The 23,967-nt window shown below is 64.0% G+C and carries 23 protein-coding genes; 5 read left to right on the forward strand and 18 right to left on the reverse strand.

Annotated features, from left to right (window positions below; all coding sequences use genetic code 11):
• Window positions 1–14 precede the first annotated feature (14 nt).
• Both AC07X6_RS13140 and AC07X6_RS13145 read right to left on the reverse strand, forming a co-directional pair.
• The gene (locus AC07X6_RS13140) at window positions 15–917 is read right to left on the reverse strand and encodes a LysR substrate-binding domain-containing protein (RefSeq protein WP_494791246.1); all 903 of its coding nucleotides are present in this window, start codon (window positions 915–917) and stop codon (window positions 15–17) included.
• The gene (locus AC07X6_RS13145; protein ID WP_494791247.1) at window positions 914–1,678 is read right to left on the reverse strand and encodes an RNA methyltransferase; all 765 of its coding nucleotides are present in this window, start codon (window positions 1,676–1,678) and stop codon (window positions 914–916) included. Before AC07X6_RS13145 ends, AC07X6_RS13140 begins: the two co-directional genes overlap by 4 nt.
• 195 nt (window positions 1,679–1,873) lie before the next feature.
• On the opposite strand from AC07X6_RS13145, the gene AC07X6_RS13150 reads away from it, so the two are divergent.
• Complete coding sequence (locus AC07X6_RS13150; protein ID WP_034758799.1) at window positions 1,874–2,656, forward strand: inositol monophosphatase family protein; 783 nt, start codon at window positions 1,874–1,876, stop codon at window positions 2,654–2,656.
• A gap of 78 nt (window positions 2,657–2,734) precedes the next feature.
• Here the strand turns inward: AC07X6_RS13150 and AC07X6_RS13155 are convergent, their stop codons facing one another.
• The 14 genes from AC07X6_RS13155 to AC07X6_RS13220 form a co-directional block, all read right to left on the reverse strand.
• Window positions 2,735–4,975 carry an Ig-like domain-containing protein gene (locus AC07X6_RS13155; RefSeq protein ID WP_494791248.1) on the reverse strand — a complete coding sequence of 747 codons (2,241 nt, stop codon included), beginning with the start codon at window positions 4,973–4,975 and terminating at the stop codon, window positions 2,735–2,737.
• A 55-nt stretch (window positions 4,976–5,030) separates the two neighbouring features.
• Window positions 5,031–5,834: a LytR C-terminal domain-containing protein gene (locus AC07X6_RS13160; RefSeq protein WP_494791249.1), complete on the reverse strand. Its 804-nt coding sequence runs from the start codon at window positions 5,832–5,834 to the stop codon at window positions 5,031–5,033.
• Complete coding sequence (locus AC07X6_RS13165) at window positions 5,834–6,766, reverse strand: type II secretion system F family protein (protein ID WP_494791250.1); 933 nt, start codon at window positions 6,764–6,766, stop codon at window positions 5,834–5,836. Before AC07X6_RS13165 ends, AC07X6_RS13160 begins: the two co-directional genes overlap by 1 nt.
• A gap of 41 nt (window positions 6,767–6,807) precedes the next feature.
• Window positions 6,808–7,782 (reverse strand): type II secretion system F family protein, encoded by a 975-nt coding sequence (locus AC07X6_RS13170; protein WP_494791251.1) that lies wholly within the window; start codon window positions 7,780–7,782, stop codon window positions 6,808–6,810.
• Between the two features lie 6 nt (window positions 7,783–7,788).
• Window positions 7,789–9,135, reverse strand: a complete 1,347-nt coding sequence (locus AC07X6_RS13175; protein WP_474295685.1) for a TadA family conjugal transfer-associated ATPase — start codon at window positions 9,133–9,135, stop codon at window positions 7,789–7,791.
• Window positions 9,136–9,183: 48 nt separating this feature from the next.
• Window positions 9,184–10,344, reverse strand: a complete 1,161-nt coding sequence (locus AC07X6_RS13180) for a CpaE/TadZ family protein (protein WP_494791252.1) — start codon at window positions 10,342–10,344, stop codon at window positions 9,184–9,186.
• 37 nt (window positions 10,345–10,381) lie between these two features.
• The gene (locus tag AC07X6_RS13185) at window positions 10,382–10,660 is read right to left on the reverse strand and encodes a pilus assembly protein (protein WP_494791253.1); all 279 of its coding nucleotides are present in this window, start codon (window positions 10,658–10,660) and stop codon (window positions 10,382–10,384) included.
• Window positions 10,661–10,670: 10 nt separating this feature from the next.
• Window positions 10,671–12,206 carry a type II and III secretion system protein family protein gene (locus AC07X6_RS13190; protein ID WP_494791254.1) on the reverse strand — a complete coding sequence of 512 codons (1,536 nt, stop codon included), beginning with the start codon at window positions 12,204–12,206 and terminating at the stop codon, window positions 10,671–10,673.
• 24 nt (window positions 12,207–12,230) lie between these two features.
• A complete protein-coding gene (gene cpaB / locus AC07X6_RS13195) occupies window positions 12,231–13,067 on the reverse strand; it encodes a Flp pilus assembly protein CpaB (RefSeq protein ID WP_230541725.1) in 837 nt (278 codons plus the stop codon).
• A 16-nt stretch (window positions 13,068–13,083) separates the two neighbouring features.
• Window positions 13,084–14,439: a DUF8689 domain-containing protein gene (locus AC07X6_RS13200; protein WP_494791255.1), complete on the reverse strand. Its 1,356-nt coding sequence runs from the start codon at window positions 14,437–14,439 to the stop codon at window positions 13,084–13,086.
• A 27-nt stretch (window positions 14,440–14,466) separates the two neighbouring features.
• Complete coding sequence (locus tag AC07X6_RS13205) at window positions 14,467–15,060, reverse strand: A24 family peptidase (protein WP_494791256.1); 594 nt, start codon at window positions 15,058–15,060, stop codon at window positions 14,467–14,469.
• Between the two features lie 127 nt (window positions 15,061–15,187).
• A complete protein-coding gene (locus AC07X6_RS13210; protein WP_230541728.1) occupies window positions 15,188–15,355 on the reverse strand; it encodes a Flp family type IVb pilin in 168 nt (55 codons plus the stop codon).
• 387 nt (window positions 15,356–15,742) lie between these two features.
• Window positions 15,743–16,432: a response regulator gene (locus tag AC07X6_RS13215; RefSeq protein ID WP_494791257.1), complete on the reverse strand. Its 690-nt coding sequence runs from the start codon at window positions 16,430–16,432 to the stop codon at window positions 15,743–15,745.
• A gap of 41 nt (window positions 16,433–16,473) precedes the next feature.
• Window positions 16,474–18,084: a sensor histidine kinase gene (locus AC07X6_RS13220; protein ID WP_494791258.1), complete on the reverse strand. Its 1,611-nt coding sequence runs from the start codon at window positions 18,082–18,084 to the stop codon at window positions 16,474–16,476.
• Window positions 18,085–18,447: 363 nt separating this feature from the next.
• Here AC07X6_RS13220 and AC07X6_RS13225 point away from each other — a divergent pair, with 363 nt between their 5' ends.
• From AC07X6_RS13225 to AC07X6_RS13235, 3 genes are read left to right on the forward strand one after another with little or no spacing between them, the layout of a single operon-like run.
• On the forward strand, window positions 18,448–18,945 hold the full coding sequence (locus tag AC07X6_RS13225) for a TadE family protein (protein ID WP_494791259.1): 498 nt from the start codon (window positions 18,448–18,450) through the stop codon (window positions 18,943–18,945).
• A complete protein-coding gene (locus AC07X6_RS13230) occupies window positions 18,945–19,550 on the forward strand; it encodes a TadE/TadG family type IV pilus assembly protein (RefSeq protein WP_230541732.1) in 606 nt (201 codons plus the stop codon). Before AC07X6_RS13225 ends, AC07X6_RS13230 begins: the two co-directional genes overlap by 1 nt.
• A complete protein-coding gene (locus AC07X6_RS13235) occupies window positions 19,550–20,899 on the forward strand; it encodes a TadE/TadG family type IV pilus assembly protein (protein ID WP_494791260.1) in 1,350 nt (449 codons plus the stop codon). The genes AC07X6_RS13230 and AC07X6_RS13235 overlap by 1 nt, the downstream gene beginning before the upstream one ends.
• Before the next feature lie 11 nt (window positions 20,900–20,910).
• On the opposite strand, the gene AC07X6_RS13240 is transcribed toward AC07X6_RS13235, so the two are convergent.
• Window positions 20,911–22,767: an amidohydrolase gene (locus tag AC07X6_RS13240; protein WP_494791261.1), complete on the reverse strand. Its 1,857-nt coding sequence runs from the start codon at window positions 22,765–22,767 to the stop codon at window positions 20,911–20,913.
• Between the two features lie 70 nt (window positions 22,768–22,837).
• Window positions 22,838–23,491: a hydrolase gene (locus AC07X6_RS13245; RefSeq protein WP_494791262.1), complete on the reverse strand. Its 654-nt coding sequence runs from the start codon at window positions 23,489–23,491 to the stop codon at window positions 22,838–22,840.
• 219 nt (window positions 23,492–23,710) lie between these two features.
• On the opposite strand from AC07X6_RS13245, the gene AC07X6_RS13250 reads away from it, so the two are divergent.
• The gene (locus tag AC07X6_RS13250; protein ID WP_230541736.1) at window positions 23,711–23,965 is read left to right on the forward strand and encodes a hypothetical protein; all 255 of its coding nucleotides are present in this window, start codon (window positions 23,711–23,713) and stop codon (window positions 23,963–23,965) included.
• Window positions 23,966–23,967: the final 2 nt, after the last annotated feature.

Below are 23,967 nucleotides of genomic sequence, written 5' to 3' on the forward strand. Positions count from 1 at the left end.
AGACGTTTAAAGTCTTATTGAACAGCGGACAGCCGCAGCTGCGCCAGCAGCCGCTCGCGCACGGGAGACGTGCGCTGCGGGTTCCACGCCATGTACAGGTCGAGCTGGCGCAGCGGCGCGGGCGCGCTGCTTGCCAGCGGCAGCATGACGACGCCGGCAGGCCTGGACGCCGCCAGGCTGGCTGGGAGCAGGGCCACGCCGAAACCGGCCGCCACCAGGCCCAGCACCGTTTGCAAACGGCGCGCCTGCTGCGCCACGCGTGGCACAAAACCCGCATGCAGGCACAGGCTGGCCAGCTGATCGTGGAAACCCTGGCCCAGCTCGCGCGGCGAGGCGACAAAATCGTCACCGGCCAGCTCCGCCAGGTCCACGCGCGCCTGCCCCGCGCAGCGGTGGCCCGACGGCAGCGCAACAAGGATGTCTTCGCCGGACAGGCGCTCGAAGCGCAGGCCCGGCGTGCCCCGGCCGGGCGCGCGCAGCAGCGCGATATCGACCTCGCCCCGCTCCAGCCACTCGACCTGCTGCTGCGTCGACGCTTCGCGCAAGGTGAATTGCACGGCGGGCGAAGCGGCGCGAAACGCGCGCAAGGCGTTCAATACGTGGGCGTAGGGCGTGATGTGGATGAAACTGAGGCGCAAATGGCCCTCGATACCCTGCGCCACCCGGCGCGTGGCGGCCACGCCCTCTTCCAGGCTGGCCAGCACTTGGCGCGCCGTGGCCAGGAAAGCATCGCCCGCCGGCGTCAGGCTGACCTTGCGGTTCGTGCGCTCGAATACGGGATAGCCGAGCGCTTCTTCCAGCCGAAAAATCGCCTGCGACAGCGGCGGCTGCGCCATGTGCAGCCGTTCGGCCGCGCGCCGGAAGTTCAGCTCCTCGGCGACGGCGATGAACTGGCGCAGCAGCCGCGTCTCTATCATGGGCCTTTTTTCGCCACCGCCAGGATATGCCGCGCGATGCCGCGCAGGATGTTGACTTCTTCCGTTTCCAGCCCCGTGCGCGAAAACAGGCGTTTCAAGCGGGGCATGAGCTTTTTCGGGTTATCGGCGTCGAGGAAATCGATGGCGACCAGCGCCTGTTCCAGGTGCGCATACATGCCGTCGACCTGCGCTAGGCTGGCCGCGTCGCCGTGAAAGCCGACAGGACTGGAGATTTGCCCGTCGCCGAGGGCCGCCACGCGGCATTCGTAGGCGACGACCTGCGCCGCCTGCGACAGGTTCAGCGACGAGTACTCGGGATTGGCGGGAATGTTGATCAGCACATTGCACTGCTCGACGATCTCGTTGGGCAAGCCGAAGCGCTCGTTGCCGAAGATGACGGCCGCGTGCAAGTCTTCGCCGGCGGCCAGCTGGGCCGCGATGGCGCGCGGGGCCGTGACGGGCGGCGAGAACTCGCGCAGCCGGGCCGACACGGCCGCCGCGTAATTGCAGCCTTCGAGCGCCTCGGCGATGGAGCCGACGATGCGCGCGCCGGACAGGATATCCTGCGCGCCGCTGGCGAAGGCCACCGCTTCCGCGTCCGTCAAGGCATCGGGAAAACGGGGGTTGACCAGCACCAGATCGGAAAAACCCATCGTTTTCATGGCCCGCGCGACGGCGCCAATGTTGCCAGAGCGACTAGTTTCGACAAGAATAAATCGCAGGCGTTTGAAAAGAGACGTGTTGATTTCGGGCAGATTCATTTAAAATAGCGCTATTGCGCGGTATCGATACAGGAAATTTCGGGAAACGGAGTCACAAAACGCTGACTCCAGGCCGGGATTTTAACCACTTCGGCACCGCTCCGCTCTTTAATTCATTCTTGCACTCTACCGTACCGGCGCCGCAAGGCGGCCATGGGCGGTCGCGTGCTTTTAACGGAAGCTCACATGCACCCAATGCTCAACACGGCGATCAAAGCCGCCCGCCGCGGCGCCGCCGTCATCAATCGCGCCTCTTTTGACCTCGACCGCGTCGTCGTCACGGAAAAACAACATAACGATTTCGTCACCGACGTCGACCAGGCGGCCGAACAAGCCATCATCGAGGTGCTGTCCAAAGCCTACCCGGACCACGCGTTCCTGGCTGAGGAATCGGGAGCTTCCGCCAACTCGCACGACGAGAATGAATATCAGTGGATCATCGATCCGCTGGACGGCACCACCAACTTTATCCACGGCTTCCCGCAATACTGCATCTCGATCGCCCTCGCGCATCGCGGCGTCGTCACGCAAGCCGTCATCTACGACCCGGTTCGCAACGACCTGTTCACGGCCACCAAGGGCGCCGGCGCCTACCTGAACGAAAAACGCATCCGCGTCACCAAGCTGGACCGGATCTCGAACGCCCTGCTGGGCACCGGCTACGTGGCCGGCAGCGCCCGCGCGCTGGACGAATACCTGAAGATGTACGCAATCATGGGCGAACGCAGCCAGGGCGTGCGCCGCGCTGGCTCGGCCGCGCTGGACCTGGCCTACGTCGCTTGCGGCCGCCTGGACGGCTTCTACGAAAAAGGCTTGAAGCCTTGGGATATCGCCGCCGGCGCCCTGATGATCACGGAATCGGGCGGCATCGTCGGTGAATTTTCCGGCGAATCGGACTACCTGTACAAGGGCGACGTCATCGCCGCCAGCCCGAAGATCTTTGGCCAGATGATCACCCTGCTGACGCCATTTGCCTGATTGCCAGGCAAGGGTTGAACTAAAAAAAGCTGCCGGAGGCGACTCCGGCAGCTTTTTTATTGCCCGCAGGTATAACAATCAGTCGCTGACGCCATACGTCGCCGACGTCACGATGCCATTCGGCGTGCGCACCGTCACCGTCAACAGGCCGTTGCGCACGCTGTTCGGCTGGCACGCAGTGCCGATCTGGGTCACGTCGCTGATCATCTGCACCGGATAGATCCAGTTCGCGGAACTGGCGCTGTCGATGCTCGGCACGACAAAGCTGGTGCCGCCGACGATGCTGCCATTGCTCGCCGAGAAGCTGATCGTCGTGCCCGCCGGCAACGGATTGCCGGGCAAATCCATCGCCAGCCCCGTCACGGCGGCACGATTCATGGCAAACACGGTGTCATTGCCGTCGCGGATGGCGAGCGGGAAGGTACGTACCCGGTTTTCGAACACGGTGCCATCGACGCACTTGTCCAGATCAACGGAAGCGGCGCCCAGGGGCGTGAAACGCGCCGTGCTGCCCGACAACACCTGCACCAGGGCCTGGCGTATGTGCACGGTGTTGGCGGCCGTGGCATTGGCGCTGGAGGCAGCGCGTCGGACGCCATTGTACTGTCCATCACCCACCTGATCCCAGCTGCCGTTGCCATTCGAATCGATAGGCTTTTCATTGCCGGCAAGCACCGCATTGCCCGTGCTGTAGGCATCGTCCTTGAAGTTGGCATTGCTGCTGACGATGGCGCGGTCATTGCGGAACGGTTCGCCCAGGTCGACGTAGCTTTCGCCGGCATCAAACAAATTGTTGCCATTCGCATCGACAAAACTTTCCTCGCCCAGCGCATACGCCAGGATGGTCACGCGGCCGTCAAGCGGACGGGGATTGCCGGGGCAAAAACGCACGGAACACGAACCCGGCACGCCTTTCTGCGTAATTACCGTGCCGTCCGTCAAGGTGGTGTTGACCAGGCCCGTCAGGCAGGATGCATCGACGGTGCCGCCTTCGGCCGTGAAGCTGACGGCCGTGCCATCGGGTACGGGATTGTGAAAGTGGTCGCCCAGGCGCGCCGTGATGGTGGCGCCCGTCGGCGCGGTGCAGCCGGCAAAATCGCTGCCTTCCGTATTGAACATGGACGTGGTCAAGGTAAAGCTGTCCTGCTCGGGTATGCCGGTGGACACCACCAGCTGGTCCGACACCGTCGACAGGCTGGTGCCCTGCAGGGTGGCCGTGACGCGGATCGGCGTGTTCACGGTACCGGAAGCCACCGTGGTGCTGACGCTGCCGTCGGCGCCGCTGGTCGATTGCGCGGGATTGAGGCTCAGCCCGCCCGCCGTCGTATTGAGCGCGAAATTGACCGCTTTGCCGCTGACGGGATTGCCATTCCTGTCGAGCACCTTGAAGGTGACGGTGGACGACTCTTGCCGCCCGGCCCCGCCCGTGCCTTTCAGGGCGATGTTTTGCGGCAGGGCCGAGACAAAGCCGATCTGGCCGGCATTGGCCGTCTGCACCGTCAGGGTGCCCGACTGGCTCAAGGTGGTGGCATTGAAGACGGTGCTGGCCGTGATCACGTCCGGCGCGCCGCAGCCCTTGTCGATGTACGAGGTGCTGGCCACGCCATTGACCGTATTCACGGGGCTGCTGATGGCCGCCTTGCCGGCGCTGGCGCAAGGCGAACTGAAGACGACCGACTGCACCGGCGCATACACGGCCGGGCCATTCATCACCGTCACGCTCAGGCCGGCCGTGCCGCCCGCCGACAGGGTCGCCGGCACGACGCCCACGCCGCCCAGGGTCAGGGCCGGGTAGACCACCGTGTAATTGATACTCGACGTCAACACGCTGCCATTTACCGTGGCGCTGGCCGTCAGCGCAAAAGCACCGCTCTGGCTGCCCGCCGCGATGACGATGCTGGCCACGCCGTTCGCGTCCGTCAGAGCGCTGGCCGCGCCCGGGGTGAAACTGGCGCTCTTGTCGCTGCTGTTCAAGGTCAGCAAGACGCCCGGCAGCACCGCACCCTTGCCATCCTTCACGACGGCTTGCACGGTGGCGCTGTTGCCGGGGCCGACCGAGGTGGTCGCCTTGCCGCCCCCATCCTTCAGGCTCAGCGCCAGGGTTGCAGGCACGGGCACGACGGGCGTGACGGGAGCCACCGGCGTGACGGGCGGCACGACGCAGCCGGGCAGGTTCGGATTGCGGCCCGGGTCCAGGGTGCTGCAATCGCTGCCGCCGGAACCGCCGCCGCCACAGCCGGCCAGCAACGTTGCTGCCGTGCCGGCAGCCAGGCAATGCGCCCAGCGCGCCGGCCAAGCCCTACTCGTCAATCCATACATGCACTTCTCCCTGTTATTGTGATACTGATAATGTATTGCTGCTAGCTTGTTCCAGTTAAGCCTGGTCGTGTCCCAGGATCAGGCGGATGCCGGCGCCACGCCCCAGGCTGGCGACGGCCACCAGTTGCACGGGCGGCCCCTGCTGCGCCAGGACTTGCCGCAAGGCATCGGCCTGGCGCGCATGGCCGGGGGCGTACAGGATCTGGCTATGTGCCTGGCGGAAACCAGGCTGATTCGCCAGGCGGCCGACCGCCATGCCATGCTCCCGCACGCGCTGGCGCACCTGCGCCGCCATGCCGCGGATGCCATTGCCATTGATGATTTCGATCCCGGCCAGCGCCGCCGGCGCGGCGGCCACGGCTGGTGCCGCCTGCATCGCTTGCGCCGCTTGCACCAGTTGCAGGTTATTGCGGGCCAGCGCCGTGCCGCCATCGCGCGCCACGGCCTGCCCGAGCATGCCCGACGCTTGCGCCAGTTCCCCTTGCAGGTAGTAGACATAGCCGAGATTGTTCATGGGCTGGGCGGCCTCGGGATAGTCGCGCACCAGCGCCAGCAGCGCCGTGGCGGCCTGTTCAAGCCGGCCCTGGCGCGCATCGAGCACGGCTTGCGCATTGCGCGCGCCCAGTTGCCGCGGGTCGAGGGCAATCGAGGCGGCATAGGCGCCGGCCGCCAGCTCCAGCTGGCCCCGCTCCTGGTAAAACTTGCCCAGTTGCAAATACGTGGCGGCATTCTGGCCGGCGGAATGGCCGATGCGCTGCACGCCTTGCACTTGCCACTGTGGCGCGACGGGCGTGGCCGTACAGCCTTGCAGCAGGCACGCCAGCAGCCACCAGACAGGCATCCTGAACCAGCGCGGCATCACGCGCCCCCCATCGCCGGCAGCAGCGCGCGGCGGATCTGCAGCAGGGCGGGCCCCATGAGCACCACCAGCAGGGATGGGAAAATGAAAAAAATCAAGGGAAACAGCAGCTTGAGCGCAATCTTGGCCGCCGTTTCCTCGGCGCGCTGGCGCCGTTTGGTGCGCAGCTCGTCCGACTGCACGCGCAAGGAAGCGGCGATGCTCGTGCCGAAGCGCTCTGCCTGTATCAGCAGGGTCACCAGGGCATCGACATCTTCCACGCCCGTGCGCAGTGCCAGGTTGCGCAAGGCCTTGTCCTTGGCGCTGCCGGCGCGCAGTTCCAGCGTCACCAGTTGCAATTCCTCGGCCAGAATCAGGCTTTTCATGCCAATTTCCTGGGCCACGCGCGCCAGCGCGGCATCCATCGCCAGACCCGCTTCGACGCAGACCGTCATCAAGTCCAGCGCATCGGGAAAGGTTTCGAAGATTTCGCGCTGCCGTTCTTTCAAGCAATGCTTGAGCCAGAAGTCCGGCAGATAATAGCCCAGGGCCGCGGCCAGCAGCAGCCACAGGAACAGGTTGTACTCGCCGTGCCGCAGCAGCAGATAAGCCAGCAGGGGGAACAGCAGCGCCAGACCCGTCTTGGCCGCGTAAAACAGCGCCGGCGCGGCGCTCTTGCGCCAGCCCGCATTGATGAAGCGGATGCGGATGGGCGATACTTCCCACCCCTCCTCGGGCAGCGACAGCCTGGCCAGCGGACGGGTCAGGCTGACCAGGTATCCCAGCCAGCGCTGGTTCATCCGGCGGGCCTTGCCCGTATCTATTTTCTGCACATCCAGGGTATCGAGCCGCACTTGCACCGCGTTGCCCGCAAACAACCGCGCCAGCACCAGGACGATGCCGAACACGATCAGGAACAGCACCACCAACAAGCCCATCTGCATGCCGCTCATCGTGCCACCCTCTGTATAGTCAATTGCCTCATTTCACAGCCTCACACGCGAATCCGCACAATCTTGCGGATGACAAAGATGCCAATCACCAACATGCCGAAGGCCATTCCCACCATCTTGCGCCCGCCGCTATCCGTGTACAGCACGGAGAGGAACTCGGGGTTCGTCACCTGCATCATCAGCGCGGCGGCAAAGGGCAGCGAACCGAGCACCCAGGCCGACATGCGCCCTTCGGCCGACAGCACGCGCACCTGGCCCATCAATTTAAGGCGGTCGCGGATGATGGCACTGATGCTGCCAAGCAATTCCGTCAGATTGCCGCCCGTCTCGCGCTGGATCAGCACGGCGATGACGAAATAGCGCAAGTCCGTGCTCGGCACCCGCGCCGCCAGCCCCGACAGGGCATCGGACATCGACACGCCAAAATTGACTTCGTCAAACACGGCGCGGAATTCATCGGCCAGGGGCCCCGTCATCTCGTCGCCGACCATTTTCAGGGCCGTGGGAAAGGCGTGGCCGGCACGCATGGCACGGCTCATCATGTCCAGTGCATCGGGCAATTGCAGTTCGATGCGCGCCTGCCGCCGGGCCTTGGCGCGCATCACGAGCAGGAGCGGCAGCGCCGCGCAGGCAAGACTGAGCAGCAGGCGCAGATACCAGGGCAAGGGGCTGATGCTGCCCAACAGCAAGCCCAGCAGCCAGGCCAGCAGGCTGTAGCCGAGCAGCTTGCCCACGTCCCAGTCCTTGCCCGACTGCAGCAGCAAGCGGTCCAGACCGGCCACGCCGGGCAGCCATTCCAGCAATCCCTGTATGCCCGCATGCGAGCTGAGCTGCCGGTTCTTGGTGATGGAAACGGTTTTCTGCGCGTCGTCGCTGGCCGTATTCATGGCCCGCAAGCGGCGCGCCACGCGCCCGGCGCCTGCGCCGCGCGACTGCAGGTTGAAATACACGGCGCCGACCAGCAGCATGACCGCCAGGAAGATCAGCAGATACACCAGATACGAGAGATAGCCCATGCCGTGTCAGCGCCCGCTGCCGGTCGGCTCGAATACCGCGCTGGAAATGCCGACGCCAAAACTCTTCAGGCGTTCCAGGAAATGGGGACGGATGCCGCTGGCCGAGAAATACCCGACGACGGCCCCGCTCTCCCCCACCCCCGTCTGCCTGAAGCTGAAGATTTCCTGCATCGTGATGACATCGCCTTCCATGCCCGTGATTTCCTGGATCGACGTGACCTTGCGCTTGCCGTCGATCAGGCGCGACACTTGCACCACCACCGATATGGCCGAGCTGATCTGCTGGCGGATGGCCTTGCTGGGCAGGTTGGCGGCCGCCATGCTGATCATGTTTTCCAGCCGCGTGATGGCGTCGCGCGGCGTATTGGCGTGGATGGTGGCCATCGAGCCTTCATGGCCCGTGTTCATCGCTCCCAGCATGTCGAGCGCCTCGGCGCCGCGCACCTCGCCCAGGATGATGCGGTCGGGGCGCATCCGCAGGGCATTGCGCACCAGCGCGCGCTGCGACACTTCCCCCTTGCCTTCGATATTCGGCGGGCGCGTTTCCAGGCGTACCACGTGCGGCTGCTGCAATTGCAGCTCGGCCGCGTCTTCCACCGTGACGATGCGTTCCGTATGGCTGATAAAGCCGGAAATCACGTTCAGCATGGTGGTCTTGCCGCTGCCCGTGCCGCCGGAAATGAGGATATTCATCTTCGCCTTGCCCAGGCCCTGCAGCACTTCGGCCATCTCGGCCGTCATGCTGGTGTAGGCGACCAGGTCGGCCAGGCGCAGCGGGTCGACGGAAAAACGCCGGATCGACATCACGGGCCCGTCGATGGCCAGCGGCGGGATGATGGCGTTGACGCGCGAACCGTCGGGCAGGCGCGCATCGACCATGGGGCTCGATTCGTCGATGCGGCGGCCCACGCGCGAGACGATCTTGTCAATGATTTTCATCAAATGGGCATCGTCATTGAACACGACATCGGTCAATTCCAGCTTGCCGCGCCGCTCGACATACACTTGCTTGTGGCCATTGACGAGGATATCCGACACACTCGGGTCCGACAGCAAGGTTTCCAGCGGGCCAAACCCCAGCATCTCGTTGCGGATGTCGCGCGTCAGGTTCTTGCGCTCGATATCGTTGATGACCACGGCTTCCTCGTCGAGCAGGCGCTCGACCAGGCTGCGCAACTCGTCGCGGATCTGATCCTGCGTCAGCCGCTGCATGCTTTCCAGGTCGACGCGCTCGAGCAGCAGCGTATGGATGCGCTGTTTCAGCTCGCGGTAGCTGCGGTTGTCGATCGAGGGCGCGCGCTGCGGCGTCAGGGTGGCGATCTTGCCATTGCCGAGACGCTCGCGGATCGACAGGCTGGAGACGGGGGAAGTTGCCATAAAAGAATTCCTGTTCGAATGGGGTTAGGCGCGCCGCAGCACGCGGTTCAGCCAGCCTTGCCGCGCGGGTTCGACGCTGGCGCCCGTCAGGCTGGCGGCAAACTCCTGCAGCGAGCGCGTGATCGGGCTGTTCTTGTCCAGCTGCAAGATCGGCATGCCCTGGTTGACCGATGCGGCGGCCGACGCATAATGATTCGGCACCGTGCGGTCGATCGTCGTGCCATATGCCGCCTCCAGGTCCTGCAGGCGGATTTCGCCGCCCCTGTCGTGCCGGTTGACGATCAGGCGCACCTTGCCCTTGTCGTATTCCAGCGAGCGGAACATGCCCAGCAGGCGCTTGCCGTCGCGGATGTAGGGCAAGGTCGTTTGCAGGATGGGGAAGATCAGGTCGGCGTGGTCGAGCGCGCGCACGCTGACCGCATCGAGGTTGCGCCCCACGTCGAGCACCACGAAGTCGTACTGGCGCCGCGCCAGCTTGATGATGGCGTCGATATGCTCGGGCTGGACTTCGCTGGCATGGGCCGGGTCCTCCGGCGCCGCCAGGACGCTGAAATTGGGCAGCACATTGAGCATGCTCGAAGCGAGGAAGGACGGGTCCAGGCGGTGGATGTCGCGCGTCACGTCGGCCAAAGTAGCGAGCGGCTTGTTTTCGGAGACAAACAGCGAGGCATCGCCGAAGTGCAGGTTCAGGTCCAGCAAGGCAACACGCTTGTGGCCGCTTTCCGCCAGGGCATAGCCGAGGTTGGTGGCGATGAAAGTGGCGCCGCTGCCACCCTTGCAGGAAATGAAGGCCAGCACCTTGCCATTGCCATTGTCGCGCCGCTCGAGTTTTTCCTCGATGCGTTCGAGGGCCGGGTAGACGCTGGCGGCGGCCGCCGGCGACGGCAACACTTCGCGCACGCCGGCACGCATGGCTTGCAGCAGGAAGTCGGGCGAATGCTGCGGGCACAGCAGGATCACGGCCAGGCGCGGAAACTGATTGCTCAGGCGCTCGATGGCGGCCAGGTCGGCGCCATCGTTGCCGGGCCGGTCGAACATCAGCACGTCTGGCAGCTCTTGCGCCGCATACAGTTGCTCCAGCGGTCCGCTGCGGGCGTCGACGTCGTCCGCCGGATTACGGTTGCCGACCAGGCGGCCCAGCTCGGCCAATACTCTGTCATCCCGGGATATGATGGCGATTTTCACGATATGCCTTGCCTGTTCTGTGGTAACGGTGACATCTTCATTGGCGTCCCAGGCTGATCGTCATGGCGCCCGACTGCGGCACGGGCGCGCTGAAAGTCTTCTCGTAGGCCTGGTATGCCGCCGCCGCCGACTTGCCGTCGAGGCCAGCCACCGGGTCGCGGTTCAGTCCCGCCTGCGGGTTGATCACTTGCTGGGCGCGCAGCAAATCGACGCTGCGGCCGAAGTTGCTGTCGAGGCGCGGCGTGGTGGCGCAGCCGCTGGCGGCGATCGATGCCAGCAGCACGCACAGCAGGGGAAGGAATGGAGGACGCTGCATGCTCACTCTCCTATTGAATGTCGAAGCCGGTCGCCGCTGGGGCGCCCGGTTGTTTGTCGGCCGCCGCCGGCGGCGGCGTGGCATCGCCTTCCATCTTTCCTTGCAGGAAAAATTGCGCGCGGCTGGGCGCCACATAGGCATCCGTCGGCAGCACGTAGTCGCCGGCCAGCGGCTTGACCAGGTGCGGCGTGATGATGAACACCAGCTCGGTGCGGTCGGTCTGGAAATCGCTGCTGCGGAACAAGGCGCCCAGCACGGGAATCTCGCCCAGCATCGGCAGCGCCTTGATATTCGTCGTCACATTGTTCTTGATCAAGCCGCCGATGGCAAAGCTCTGGCCATCGAACAATTGCACCGTGGTGGTGGCGCGCCGCGTGGTAAATGCCGGCAGGATGGCGCTGCCGGCCGTGCCGCCCGTGGTGATGCCGATGCCGTCCTTGTTGAGCTCCGACACTTCCGGCGCCACCTTCAGATTGATGCGTCCGCCGTCGAGCACGGTGGGCGTGAACTTGACGGCAATGCCGAATTCCTTTTCTTCCAGGGTGATCTTGTTGGTGGCGCTGTCTTGCGAGACGGGAATGTAGATCTTGCCGCCGGCCAGGAAGCTGGCCTCCTGGCCGCTGATGGCCATGATGTTCGGTTCGGCCAGCACTTTCACGAGGCCGTCGCGCTTTTGCGCATCGAGCGTGAGGAAGTTGCCGTTTTTACCATTGAAGCCGTCGATCATGCTGGGGTTGCCGCTCAACAAGTTCGACAGGAAACTGTAAGTCCAGTTGCCGCTGCTGGCGCGCGCGCCGATGCTGGCGCCCAGCTGGTCGACGAGGGTTTTCGAGACTTCGGCGATCTTGACTTCCAGCATCACCTGCTGCGGCGCGGCGATGGTCAGCATATTGATCACGCTCACGCCGGAAGCGGCAGCGCCGGCCGGGCCGGCGACTGGCGCCATAGCGGCTCCTGCCGCTCCTGCGGCCGCCGGCGCCGCTTCGCCGCCTCCCCGCTGCGCGAACGCCGTGGCCATGGCCATGATCTGGCTGGCCTTGACGGCATCCGAAACCATGCCCGTCAGCACGATGGCGCCGCCGGCCGAACTGGCCTTGAGATCTGTTTCACGGGGAAACACATGCGCCAGCTGCGCCTGCAAGCCGTCGGCATCGACACCGACTTCGATATCGACGATCACGGGACGATGCTCCTTGTCCCACAGAATCAGATTGGTGCTGCCCGGGGCCAGGCCCCAGATATACAGCTCGCTGGAACTGCCCAGCAGCCTGGCGCCCGCCACCTTCGGATCATTGACGGCGATCTGCGAGACGGCCCGCGTCAGGCTGCGCAAGGTCGACTTGCCGACGGACAAGCGGATCGGCGGCCCCAGCCGGGCGATATCGCCCCCCAGCGACAGGGGGGCGGCCTGGCTGGCGGCGTCCACCTTGCGCACGGCGGGCGCGGCGCTGGCGCCAGGCGGCCACAGCAAACTCGCCGTCAAGCCACTCAGGGCCAGGGCCAGGCGCAAGCGCGGCCTGGCGATACGGTTACAAAATGAGGTCATCGACTATCCCTGCTACTGGTATGGTTAGAATTGCTGGACGCGGGTATCCATGCCCGTGATCACTTTGACGCTCTCGGCCGGTGGCGCGGCGGGACGCGGCGCCTGGCGCGCCGGTGCAGCCGCGCGCGGCGCGGCGACGGGCAGCAGCGGCTTCAGTCCCAGCAGCGACTCCTTGGTGGCGCCGCCCGTGTTGACGGGCGCCGGGTCGATCTGGTTGCGCAGCACCAGCGACAAGGTGCCCACGCTGCGCGCCAGGTCGAGCTTTTCCACCTGGTCCGGCGTCAATTCCAGGGTGACGGCATTGACCACCTTGGGCTTGTTGTCGTCGCGGTTCGATTCCTGCGCCACGGCCAGCACCAGGATGCGCTCGAGCACGATCTTCGAAATGGCCAGCTCGGCGCCGCCGCTGGCCTTGGCCCGGTCGTCCTGGGTATTGACGAGGATGTCGACAAAGTTGCCAGGCAAGGCAAAGCCCGCCACCCCCACCACATCGTTGACGCGCACGGTCATCGCGCGCTTGCCATCGGCCACGATGGAGGACAGGCCGCCGCTCGTGCCCGGCGGCGCCAGTTTGCTTTCCAGCACCGGTTCACCGAGGCTGATGGCCGTGCGCGTGATGCGTCCGTCCAGCGCCTTGCTGTCGGTAAAGGCGCCGGGCGGCTGCGCGCCGGCGGGCCAGTCCATGCTGCGCAGCATGAGCGGACTGATCTTCGTGCCCACGCCGATATCGACCAGGGCCACGACGATCTGCTGGCTCGCGGGCGTACTCTGGCCGCCCATCCAGATCGCCGCCGTCAGCACGGCGGCACCGGCCAGCACCAGGGCCAGCAGCAACATAAGTAAAGCACGGGTATTTCGCATCGTTTTTCCTCTGACTTCAGCTTGATTTCTGTTCGCGCCGCTCTTGCACGGCCATGTCGTCCGCGCCCTGGCGCTGGTTCGCGCCGGCAAAATAATTGTTCCAGGCCCAGTCCAGCACCGTTGCACTCAGTTGCACCGGCGTGCCTTCGTAGCGGGCCAGATCGCGCACCTGGCGCAGCAGGTCGCGCGGATAACAGGCCAGCAAGGGCGTCGCGCCGCGTGCATGGCGCTGCAGCAGGAAGGCAAAGGCCTCCGCGTCGAACGCCACGCCGCAGGTGGCGCAGGTCTGGCGAAACACGCTTTCGTAATGCGCCGCGCTGAGCGCCGGCACTTCGATCTTGTAGCCCAGGCGGCGCAGGAAGGCCGCGTCCGACAGCCGCTCGGGCAGGAAATTCGAGGAAAACACCACCACCACGTCGAACGGCACCTGGAAGGTATGGCCGTTATGCAGCGACAGGTAATCGATGGCGCGGTCCATCGGCACGATCCAGCGGTTCATCAGCTCCAGCGGCGAACAGCGCTGGCGCCCCAGGTCGTCGATGATGAAAATGCCGTTGTTGGCCTTCAGGTGCGGCGGCGCGCGGTACAGCCGCGTTACGCCGTCGAAGCGCAGGTCCAGCATTTCCAGGGTCAGCTCGCCGCCGGTGAGCACGGCCGGGCGGCGCACGCCGCGCACCCAGCGCGCGTCGAGCTGCACGGCGCGCTCGATGCCGGCCGGCGCTTCCGCCTGCTGCGCCGCCGGCAGATGCAGCACCGGGTCATAGAAGGGCACGACTTCGCCATCGACCATGATGGCGTAGGGCAAGGCAATGGCCCCTTGCAGCAAGTCTTGCAGGCGCTCGGCCAGATACGTCTTGCCGCTGCCGGCGGCGCCGTAGATGAAAATGGCGCGCCCGGAATTCATGGCCGCGCCCAGCTGGTCGAGCACGGTCTGATTCACCACCACGCCGTCGAAGCTGGCCGCGACCTGCGGACGCGTGACATGCATGTTGGCAACACTTTGCGCCGATACCTGCGCGTTATAGGCGGCCAGCGGCACCGGGCATGGGCCCGCATAGGCATTGCGCGCCAGGCATTCGAGGGCGCGCTGGCGGCCGCTGTCCGTCAACTGATAGTGGAGGTCGGCATCGGTGCCGCTGGCGCCGCGGCGCATGACCTCGCACATTTTTTCCTGCCGCATGAAGACCATGACGGGGTCGATCACGCCCAGGCCCAGCTTGACGTAGCTGGCCAGCTCGGGCAGGTGCAGCTGCCCGCGCTGGAACAGCACCTTGACCAGCAGTTCGACCAGGAAGAAAAAGGGCAAGCCCGTCTCTTCGACGGTGCGCGGGGCACGCTGGGAAGCCGGTGCGGCAAGCAGATCAGCAGGCATGGGTACGGGTGCGGAAGACGCCAGCGGTCATGCGAAGATTCCCAGCTGGCCGCCGGCGGCCAGGAGCAGGTAGAGCGCGGTGCCACTGGCGATGGCTATGGCATACGGCAACTTGCCGCTGGGCGCGACCGGCGCGTCGATATCGGGCCGTTGCGCCGCGATGGCCCGCATGAAGCTGCTCAAGGCCATGTGATAGCTATTGCTGCCGACCTGGCGCAAGGTGCCGTGATAAGCGGCCACGGCCAGCGCCAGCACGCCGCCAGCGAGCAGGCTGGCCAGCAGGCAAAAGAAAACGGCGTGCGGACCGACAAAGGCCCCCACCATGGCCATCAATTTCACGTCGCCGGCGCCCAGCGCCTTGAGCGCATACATCGGCAGCAGCAACGCCAGGCCAAGGGCCAGGCCGCCCAGGGCCGGCCAGAAGCCGAGCGCGCCGGGCGTGGCCGACAACAGGCCTGCACCGGCCGGCAACGCTGCGTTGAGCAACAATCCTGCCAGCGCGCCTGAAAACACCAGGCGATTCGGGATGCGGCGGCTGCGCACGTCGTGGCACACGGCCAGCAGCAGCAAGCCGGCCAGCAGAACTGCCGGCGACCAGGTCAGGAAAAGAGCGGTATACATGGATTATCCGGCGCGGGAAAGACAAGGACTGGGGCAGAAACGACGATGGCCCGGCGCCATGCGGCTGATCCGGGCCACCATCGGCGCGCGCCCGGAGGGGCGCGCACTGCCATAGCACGCGTGGCGATTACTTGCCTGTCAAGTTCTTCGAAACGCTGGTAAATACGGCACCCAGATCGGTACCCACAGTTTTCACGACGCCAACGATCGCGACAGCGATCAGCGCGGCGATCAGGCCGTATTCGATTGCGGTAACGCCATCTTCTTCAGCGATAAAATTTTTGATGAAATTCATGATTAATCCATTCAGAGTAAGTTTTACAACGTCATGACAACTGCGGATACAGCCAGAAGTGGATCTATGCCACGGATCCTTGCATATGGGCGAAAGTACAAGCAGGCACGCCAAGGCGATCGGCGAGCATCGCCAGGTATAAGCGGAAAATGAATTGCTGCGCCAACCGCGCATTAAATACACGATGCCAGGCATATCATTTTTTTCCGGACTTTCCTGCCCTTGATCCTATTCGCAATATCAGTCTGACTAATTCAGCGGCATTTATCGATTGCCGATTCATATATTATAAATAAATAAATAGTGATATTAATCAGATAAAAGTAATTTTTTAACTGGTACAAAAGAGCTTTTTTCTTTTGCAATATCAGTACATTTGTACTGGATTCAGCATTCCTGGGGCCCCGCAAGGCCGTTCTTCAAGGCGTAGACATAGAGTTCCAGGCGGTTGGCCACGTCCAGTTTGCTGTAAATCGACGTCAAATGGTTGCGCAAGGTTTGCTCGGAAATGAAGGCGCGCTGCGCTATGGTTTTGTTGAGTGCGCCATTGCCTTCCACCATCATGACAACGATCTTGCGTTCCTTGAGGGTCAGCAGGGCGATGCGCGCCGCCTCCGGATCGGGCGCCGCCGGTGCCGGGACCGGCTTGATCAGCGCTCCCAGCAGACTGCCCAGCAAGGCCTGGTCGAGGCAGAGTTCGCCGCGGTGCACGCGCGCGATGGCATCGATGAGCTGTTCCGCCGCCACTTCCTTGCCGATCACGCCGCGCGCACCGCTGCGCACGGCGCGGGCCAGCACTTCCTGGTCGCGCGTGCCGCTGAACATCAGCGCGCGCGTGACGCCGTTGGCCACCAGCGCCGGCACGGAATCGACGGCACACACGCCATCGAGATCGACGTCGAGTACGACGATATCGGGCTGCAAGCTGCCGGCCAGCGCCACGGCATCGCCAATATTGCTGACGCTGGCGACCACTGTCATCGCCGGGCACGCGTCCTCCAGCATTTTTTCCAGGCCCCACAACATGGTTTTATGATCGTCGACCAGCATGACGCGGATGGGATGCAGACTTGACATAGGCTTACCTTCAATGTGCCACGGCGCGCAGGGCCGGGCCCTTACACGGGAATTTCGATACGCACCGCCGTGGCGCCGCCAGCCGCCTGGCCAACCTGCACGGTGCCGCCCAGCGCCTGCGCGCGTTCAGCGATGGAAGCGGGCATGAACGGCACGCGCCCCGGTGCGCCGGACTCGGCGGCATTTTCGATCGAGATCGACACGGCATGCGTCCCGCAGGCCAGGCGCACGCAGCCCTCGCGGGCCGTGGTGTGCCTGCGGATGTTGCTCATGCCTTCATTGACGATCTGAAACACTTCCGCCGCCAGCCTGTCGCTGAGAAGGAACGTCCGGTCCGAGACAATCTCGATGTCGATGCCAAAGAATTTCTTCAACTGTTGCGCCTGGCGCCGCAGGGCCGCCAGCAACTCCGGCTCGTCGTACCGCTCCTTGCCGCCGCGCACCGTCTGCGCCATCTGGCGCAAGTCGGCTATCACCTGGCCGCTCATATCGATCAGCTTGTCGAGGTCGGCCAGCAGGGGACTGCCGGCGGCCACCTTGCCCCGCAAGGCGCTCAAGCCATGGCGCAGGCCGATGTAGGGCTGGATGGTCGAATCGTGCAAATCGCGGGCAATTTTCTGCCGTTCGCGGTAAGCGGCACCGGAGGCGAGCTTGTCGAGAATGGCGATATTCTCCAGTTGGGGAAATACTTGTGCAACGATATGCGTCAAGAACATGGCGTCGGCCTTCGACAGCCGGGTTGTGGACGCCAGCACGTACAGCCGGCCCTGTCCCTTATGCAAAGGCAAGGGAACGCTGATGAAGGACCGCGCATCGAAGAGTTCCGTCAGCGCGGTGCCCTGCGTCGCGTCGATGTCGAGCCGCTGCCATCTGGCGCTGGCGCGTGCCTTGCCCTGCCAGGCATGCGCCAGCCCGAGGCGCGAACGCAGCGACGACGCGTACAGTACGCTCTGGCTGGCCTCGAACACCATCAGCGGCGCCACGGCCGCTTCGCTCATCTGGCTGACGCGCCCGCCATTTCCCCGGCTGTCGTCGAGCGCCGTGCGCAACTGCCAATGCGCGGCGCCGCCCTCGCGCATGACCAGGATGCAACTGCTGGCGCCAAAGAAGACGCGCGCCTTCTCCAGCATCGACGCCACCGTATGATCGACCCCGAAACGGGGATTCGATTGCTGGCCCACCTCGCGCAGCAAGGCCAGGCGGCGCTTGTGCTGCACGCTCAGGCCACCCCAGCAAGCGATCATGCAGCCCAGCGCCAGGACAAACGCCGTGCGCAAGAGCAGCTGCGGCAGCTTCGGCTCCTGCTCCGACAGCACCGACGCCAGCACCAGCATGGCACAGGAAGCGAGCGTTATGCGGGCGCCTTCATCGTATCCCCGCTGGAACGAGGACGCCAGGATCGCAAAGAAAAAACCCGGGAAAAAGTAACTCTCGCCGCCGCCGGTGCACAACACGATCAGGCCGCACCAGCATACGTCGAGCCAATACACCAATTTGCCGCTGCCGCGATGAAAATGCAGCAAAACCAGCAATACCGCGCCATACAGCACATACAGGGGGAAAATTACCCAAGCCAATTGCCCGGACAAGCCTTGGCTGCCGGAATTGAGCATCAGTGCCAATAATGCCGTCACGGCCAAGAATAAGCGCATGCCTGAGATTATTTGCAAGTCAGCATGCTCCTCCGGCGGCAAGGCTGGCACGCCATTCTTTCCCCATTGCAATTGTTGCTGTTGCAGCATACTCATTTCATCTTTGCAAAAAGCACCATCGGTTCGGCATGCCGGAAATTGCTTAATTATTTTTTAATTTCCGTACGCTCCGCATATTACTCTCAGGAATACAAATTAGGAATGGGCAGCCCGCCATTGACTATGTAAATTATAATAAACTTGATTTCCGTGCATTTTAATGCGAACCTCACTCGCGCAAAGCGCGATAAAATGAGCTGAGGCAAATTGATTTGAATGCATTGCCATAAAACGCAGGCGCGAGCCTTTACCTGGATACCCGAAATGACGCTCAGCAAGGCTACGGCCCGCTTTTCCCGCCCTCCGCCATGCAGCATCCGGCAGGCTGGCGCCACCCTTGTCGAGTTTGCCATCATTGCCCCGGTCTTCCTGCTGCTGCTGATCGGCATGATCGAACTGAGCATGGCCTATTTCGCCAATCTCACCATGCAGCATGCGGTGCGCGAAGGCGCACGCTATGCCGTGACGGGCAACAAGGATCTCGATCCGGCCAGCAGCAACCAGCAGCGCTACCAGGCCGTCATTCAAAAGATGAAAGCCAGTTCCATGGGCATCTACGACAAAGTCAATCCCGTCATCACGGTCAATGGCACCAGCGGCACCAGCACCGGCATGTTCGGCAACAGCGGCGATATCGTCGTCATCTCCGTCGCATACAACTGGAAATTCGCCACGCCGCTGATGGCCGCCTTCTACAAGGACGGCGAGTCGCCCTACGTCGTGGCCGCCACCATGCGCAATGAAAGCTTTGGCGGCCTGTGATGCGCTCCCGCCCTCTTGCGCGGCGCGCCGCGCGCGGCATCGCCGCCATCGAATTTGCCATCGTGCTGCCGCTGCTGGCGCTGCTGCTGTTCATGGTGGTCGACCTGTCGCGCGCCATCCAGGCCAAGATCATCCTGCTCAACATCAGCCGCGAAGGCGCCAACCTGGCCTCGCGCTCGACGTCCGACCTGAGCGGCTCAAGCCAGACCATCATGAATGCGCTGGCCGCCAGCACGCCGCCGCTGGACATGAACAGGCGCGGCATGATCTACGTCACCAAGATCATGGGCTACACGGCGAAGAGCGGCTTGCGCAATATCGTGCTGGAACAGTACCGCTGGGACGCCGGCGCCAAGGCCAGCGGCTACCTGCCCGCCAGCCAGGTGTGGCAATGCAGCAGCTGGAGCAATGGCACGTGCACCAGCATCGCCAAGGACGACTATGCTCCCACGGTGGCATTGATGCAGAACCAGCTGGCGGACGGCGAACTGATCTACGCCGTGGAAACTTTCTACAATTTCGACATGCTTTTCGGCACCTTGAAAATTGGCAACAGCACGACGCCCATCCTGGGCCCCAACCTGACTTCGATGACGATATTCTGATGCGCACTCCACACAAGCGGCAAGGCGGCCAAGTGCTGATCATGGTGGCGCTGTCGGCCGTCGTCCTGATCGCCTCGGCGGGCCTGGCCATCGATTCGGCCCTCGGCTACTTCGTCAAGGCCAAGCTCAATGCGGCCGTCGACTCGGCCAGCCTGGCGGCGGCACGCGGCGTTACTACAGGCAACTCCGAAGCGGAACAGCGGGACAGTGCGCGCCAGTCGGCCAAGGAGTTTTTTGACATCAATTATCCGGATCAGTTCCTGCTCTCGACGCCGACCCTGAATCCCGTCGACGTCACGTTCGACAAGGGCACCGTCACCATCGACGTCTCGGCCACCGCCTCGATGCCTGTCTCGCTGATGGGCATACTCGGCTTCAAGACCATGAACGTGGCCGCCAGCGCGCAAACCATCCGCAAGGACCTGGATATGGTGCTGGTGATGGATACGTCGGGGTCGCTGAAAAACAATGCGGACGCCGTGCGGGCCGCGGGCATTTCCTTCCTGAATAAATTCAATTCCACCGTGGACCGCGTGGGCTTGCTGCATTTTGCCTCCGATGCGCAAACCGATCTACCCATCAATCCCGTTACGCGCGGCTTCAACCGCGCCACGACCACGGCGGCGATCAAGAATTTTTCCTTCGAAGGCGGCACCAATTCGGCCGAAGGCATGTGGCAGGCGCGCAAGCAGCTCAACGACATCAGTCAGCTCAACCGCTCCAGCCTGCGCGTCATCGTGTTTTTTTCCGATGGTTCACCGGCCGCCTTTTCCTCGTACTTTCCGAACTCTGGCACTAAATGCAAGACCGCCGGTGGACTCGCCACCTACACCAAATTTCAATCGGACGCGCTGGCCGGCCTGTACAAGATGGGCACGACCAACAGTCTATTGAACGGTGACTGCGACTCCGGCACGATTACTTCCCTCCCCCTCTGGTATAACGCGAATAACCCGATAGCCCAGTCCAACGATCCGACGGCGCGCGAATTTCCCATCGTAACCAGCACCCCCCGCCCCGTGACGGCGTCCGTTTCTTCGTCGCAGGACCAGTGGAACAATGTGCACCGCGCCTCGCGCAACCTGCCCGAAGCGATGGCGGCCAAGGCGCGCCAGGAAGGCACTTACATCTTTACCCTGGGCATGGGTCCATCGCTGATCACGCCGGAGGGGCCGGACAGCGAACTGGGCGCAGACTTTCTGCGCTGCATGGCCAACACGAGCGATGCGCCAACGCGTTGCCGCAAGCCGGCCGAGCCCGTGGGCCTGTACTGCTATGCGGCCACCGAAAGCGACCTGAGTCCCTGTTTCACGCGGCTCGCCTCGGCCATCCTGCGCCTTTCAAAATAAGGCCCGGCCGCCTAGAAGGCGAAGCAGCTGCAGCCCAGGGTGCCCCAGAAACCGGAAAAGTCGGCAACCGGCACGGCCGACTTGCGCGCCCGGTCGTGCGCATGCGCATGCACGCCGCAGGCGCCCGCGCACTGGTGCGGCAGCATGGCTTGCGCTTGCGCCGGCCTGGCTGCGGGCCGGTAATGGCCGGGCACCGCGCGCACGGGCGACCACTCGGGCAGCACGGGGATGGCCGGCGGCGCCAGGGCCGTGAATTCCCCCTGGGCGTAGACGACCTTGCCGCCCACCATGGTCAGCACGGATTCGATGGACTTGATCGCCTCTTCCGGCACCGTAAAGTAATCGGCCGACAGCACGGAAAGGTCGGCCAGCATGCCCTCGCGGATGCGTCCCTTCTTGCCTTGCTCGCTGGAAAACCAGGCGCTGCCCGCCGTCCACAGTTCCAGCGCCGTGTCGCGCGACAGTCTGCCCGCCGCATCCGTCAGGGCCAGGCCGCCCACGGTGCGCCCGGAAACGAGCCAGTACAGCGCCGTCCACGGGTTGTAGCTGGCGACCCGCGTGGCGTCCGTGCCGCCGCCCACGGGCACGCCCGCGTCCAGCATGCGCTGCACGGGCGGCGTGGCCTTCGCCGCGTCCGCGCCATAGCGCTCGACGAAATACTCGCCCTGGAAGGCCATGCGGTGCTGGATGGCCAGGCCGCCGCCCAGCGCTTTCACGCGGTCGATATTGCGCGGACTGATGGTTTCCGCATGGTCGAACAGCCAGTGCAGGCCGCCGAACGGCGTGTCGCGGTTGACCTTTTCAAACACGTCGAGCATGCGGCTGATCGATTCGTCATAGGTGGCATGCAGGCGGAACGGCCAGCGCTGCTCGACCAGGTGGCGCACGACCTTTTCCAGCTCGTCTTCCATGCCGGCCGCCAGCTCGGGGCGCGGCTCAAGGAAATCCTCGAAGTCGGCGGCGGAAAACACCAGCATTTCGCCGGCGCCGTTATGCCGGTAGTAATCCGTGCCATCGCCGGGCTTGATCATGCCCGTCCACTTCTGGAAGTCCTGCAATTCCGCGCCCTTGTTCTGCGTAAACAGGTTGTAGGCGATGCGTATCGTCAACTGCTCCTTTTGCGCCAGCTCGTCGACGACGGCGTAATCCTCGGGATAATTCTGGAAGCCGCCGCCCGCGTCGATGGCGCTGGTCAGCCCTAAGCGGTTGAGTTCGCGCATGAACTGGCGCGTGGAGTTCACCTGCAGTTCCAGCGGCAGCTTCGGGCCTTTCGCCAGCGTGGCATACAGGATCATGGCGTTCGGCCGGGCGATCAGCAAGCCCGTCGGGTTGCCGGCCCCGTCGCGCACGATCTCGCCGCCGGGCGGGTTCGGCGTATTTTTATCGTAGCCGACGGCGCGCAGGGCGGCGCGGTTGAGCAGGGCGCGGTCGTACAGGTGCAGGATGAAGACGGGCGTGTCGGGCGCGGCCGCGTTGATTTCATCGAGCGTCGGCATGCGTTTTTCCGCGAACTGGAATTCCGTCCAGCCGCCCACCACGCGCACCCATTGCGGGTTCGGCGTGCGCAAGGCTTGCTCCTTGAGCATGCGCAAGGCGTCGGCCAGCGACGGCACGCCTTCCCAGCGCAGTTCCAGGTTGTAGTTCAAGCCGCCCCGGATCAGGTGCAGGTGCGAATCGTTCAGGCCGGGAATCACCGTGCGGCCAGCCAGGTCGATCAGCTGCGTGGCGGGGCCGCGATGGCGCATCACGTCTTCGACGTCGCCGACGGCGAGGAATTTGCCATCGGCGATGGCGACGGCGGACGCCAGCGGCTGCGTCCTGTCGACCGTGTGGAAACAGCCATTCAGTAAAATCGTGCTTGCGTGCATGGAAACTCCCGGTTCAGGTGAAGAATACCGCCCCGCCGGCGGGCGGCGGTGGCGCGATATCAATGAAAGCTCAATGGCCTTCGCTGGCGTTGAACATGGATTTGGCGTAGATCAAGCCGAGGCCATAGCCGCCGCCGTGCGCCACGGCCGTCGCCACCGTTTCATTGTAGGTCTCGCCGCGGGCCCAGTCGCGCTGCAGTTCCAGCAAGTATTGCACGGACGTCATCGGCTGCGCGCCCGCCTGTATCATGCGCTGCATGGCCATCGCATGGGCTTCATCGGAGACGTCGCCGCTGGCGTCGGCGATCACGTACACCTCAAAACCCTGCGCCAGCGCCGACAGGGCGGGGCCGACGATGCAGACGGAGGTCCACAGGCCGGCCAGCACGATCTTGCCCTTGCCGTAGCCGTTCACCTTGTCGGCGATGCGCGCGTCTTCCCAGGTATTCATGGTCGTGCGGTCGACCGGCGCCTGGTCGGGGAAGACGGACTGGATTTCGTCAAAAATAGGGCCGGAGAACGACTTGGCCGCCACCGTCGTCAAAATCGCCGGCACCTTGAATTGCGCCGCCGCCTTCGCCACCAGGGCCGCATTGTTGCGCAGCAAGGCCAGGTCGATCGAGCGGGTGGCGAACGCCATCTGCGACTGGTGGTCGATCATGATCAGGGTATGATCGTCAGGGGTCAGCAGTTTTTGGGCGGCTTGGGCGGTGGCGATAGGCATGATGTTTTCCTTGGTGAAAATAATTGAATATAAAAAAAGGGATGTCGTTGTACGGCGCTTCTGCTCCTGCCCTTGCGTCACTCTGTGTGTGCGGGGCCAGTGCTATGCAGTATGGACGAGATACTTTGAAAACAAAAACGGAAAGAATGCCAAGCTATGTGCAATTTTTTCGATGATGAAAAATAGCCGCTGCGGCGGCCCGCAAATCAAGGAGAAAACATGGGATTTGAATTCAGGATCACGGCCAGCCTGACGCCGGAACAGCGCCAGCACCTCGCGCGGCTGCCAGAGCTGGCGGCGCCGGCGCCGCGCCCGCCCGGCAACGCCATGCCCGACACGGACGCCAGGCTGACGGCCGCCGGCCTGTATGTCTGCCAGCACCTGCGCCCGGACCCGTGGCACGGCCTGGACGCCGTGCGCGCCTGGCTCGATGCGCAGGGCATCGCTTACGTCGTCGCGGAGATCGACGACTGAAC

The organism is Janthinobacterium sp. GW460-12-1-14-LB5 (assembly GCF_059423585.1).

Excerpts from the sequence above, each read along its gene's own strand:
- AC07X6_RS13140 (WP_494791246.1), bottom strand. The coding sequence starts at position 917 with ATGATAGAGACGCGGCTGCTGCGCCAGTTCATCGCCGTCGCCGAGGAG.
- AC07X6_RS13145 (WP_494791247.1), bottom strand. The coding sequence starts at position 1,678 with ATGAATCTGCCCGAAATCAACACGTCTCTTTTCAAACGCCTGCGATTT.
- AC07X6_RS13150 (WP_034758799.1), top strand. The coding sequence starts at position 1,874 with ATGCTCAACACGGCGATCAAAGCCGCCCGCCGCGGCGCCGCCGTCATC.
- AC07X6_RS13155 (WP_494791248.1), bottom strand. The coding sequence starts at position 4,975 with ATGTATGGATTGACGAGTAGGGCTTGGCCGGCGCGCTGGGCGCATTGC.
- AC07X6_RS13160 (WP_494791249.1), bottom strand. The coding sequence starts at position 5,834 with ATGCCGCGCTGGTTCAGGATGCCTGTCTGGTGGCTGCTGGCGTGCCTG.
- AC07X6_RS13165 (WP_494791250.1), bottom strand. The coding sequence starts at position 6,766 with ATGAGCGGCATGCAGATGGGCTTGTTGGTGGTGCTGTTCCTGATCGTG.
- AC07X6_RS13170 (WP_494791251.1), bottom strand. The coding sequence starts at position 7,782 with ATGGGCTATCTCTCGTATCTGGTGTATCTGCTGATCTTCCTGGCGGTC.
- AC07X6_RS13185 (WP_494791253.1), bottom strand. The coding sequence starts at position 10,660 with ATGCAGCGTCCTCCATTCCTTCCCCTGCTGTGCGTGCTGCTGGCATCG.
- AC07X6_RS13190 (WP_494791254.1), bottom strand. The coding sequence starts at position 12,206 with ATGACCTCATTTTGTAACCGTATCGCCAGGCCGCGCTTGCGCCTGGCC.
- cpaB (WP_230541725.1), bottom strand. The coding sequence starts at position 13,067 with ATGCGAAATACCCGTGCTTTACTTATGTTGCTGCTGGCCCTGGTGCTG.
- AC07X6_RS13200 (WP_494791255.1), bottom strand. The coding sequence starts at position 14,439 with ATGCCTGCTGATCTGCTTGCCGCACCGGCTTCCCAGCGTGCCCCGCGC.
- AC07X6_RS13205 (WP_494791256.1), bottom strand. The coding sequence starts at position 15,060 with ATGTATACCGCTCTTTTCCTGACCTGGTCGCCGGCAGTTCTGCTGGCC.
- AC07X6_RS13210 (WP_230541728.1), bottom strand. The coding sequence starts at position 15,355 with ATGAATTTCATCAAAAATTTTATCGCTGAAGAAGATGGCGTTACCGCA.
- AC07X6_RS13215 (WP_494791257.1), bottom strand. The coding sequence starts at position 16,432 with ATGTCAAGTCTGCATCCCATCCGCGTCATGCTGGTCGACGATCATAAA.
- AC07X6_RS13220 (WP_494791258.1), bottom strand. The coding sequence starts at position 18,084 with ATGCGCTTATTCTTGGCCGTGACGGCATTATTGGCACTGATGCTCAAT.
- AC07X6_RS13225 (WP_494791259.1), top strand. The coding sequence starts at position 18,448 with ATGACGCTCAGCAAGGCTACGGCCCGCTTTTCCCGCCCTCCGCCATGC.
- AC07X6_RS13230 (WP_230541732.1), top strand. The coding sequence starts at position 18,945 with ATGCGCTCCCGCCCTCTTGCGCGGCGCGCCGCGCGCGGCATCGCCGCC.
- AC07X6_RS13235 (WP_494791260.1), top strand. The coding sequence starts at position 19,550 with ATGCGCACTCCACACAAGCGGCAAGGCGGCCAAGTGCTGATCATGGTG.
- AC07X6_RS13240 (WP_494791261.1), bottom strand. The coding sequence starts at position 22,767 with ATGCACGCAAGCACGATTTTACTGAATGGCTGTTTCCACACGGTCGAC.
- AC07X6_RS13245 (WP_494791262.1), bottom strand. The coding sequence starts at position 23,491 with ATGCCTATCGCCACCGCCCAAGCCGCCCAAAAACTGCTGACCCCTGAC.
- AC07X6_RS13250 (WP_230541736.1), top strand. The coding sequence starts at position 23,711 with ATGGGATTTGAATTCAGGATCACGGCCAGCCTGACGCCGGAACAGCGC.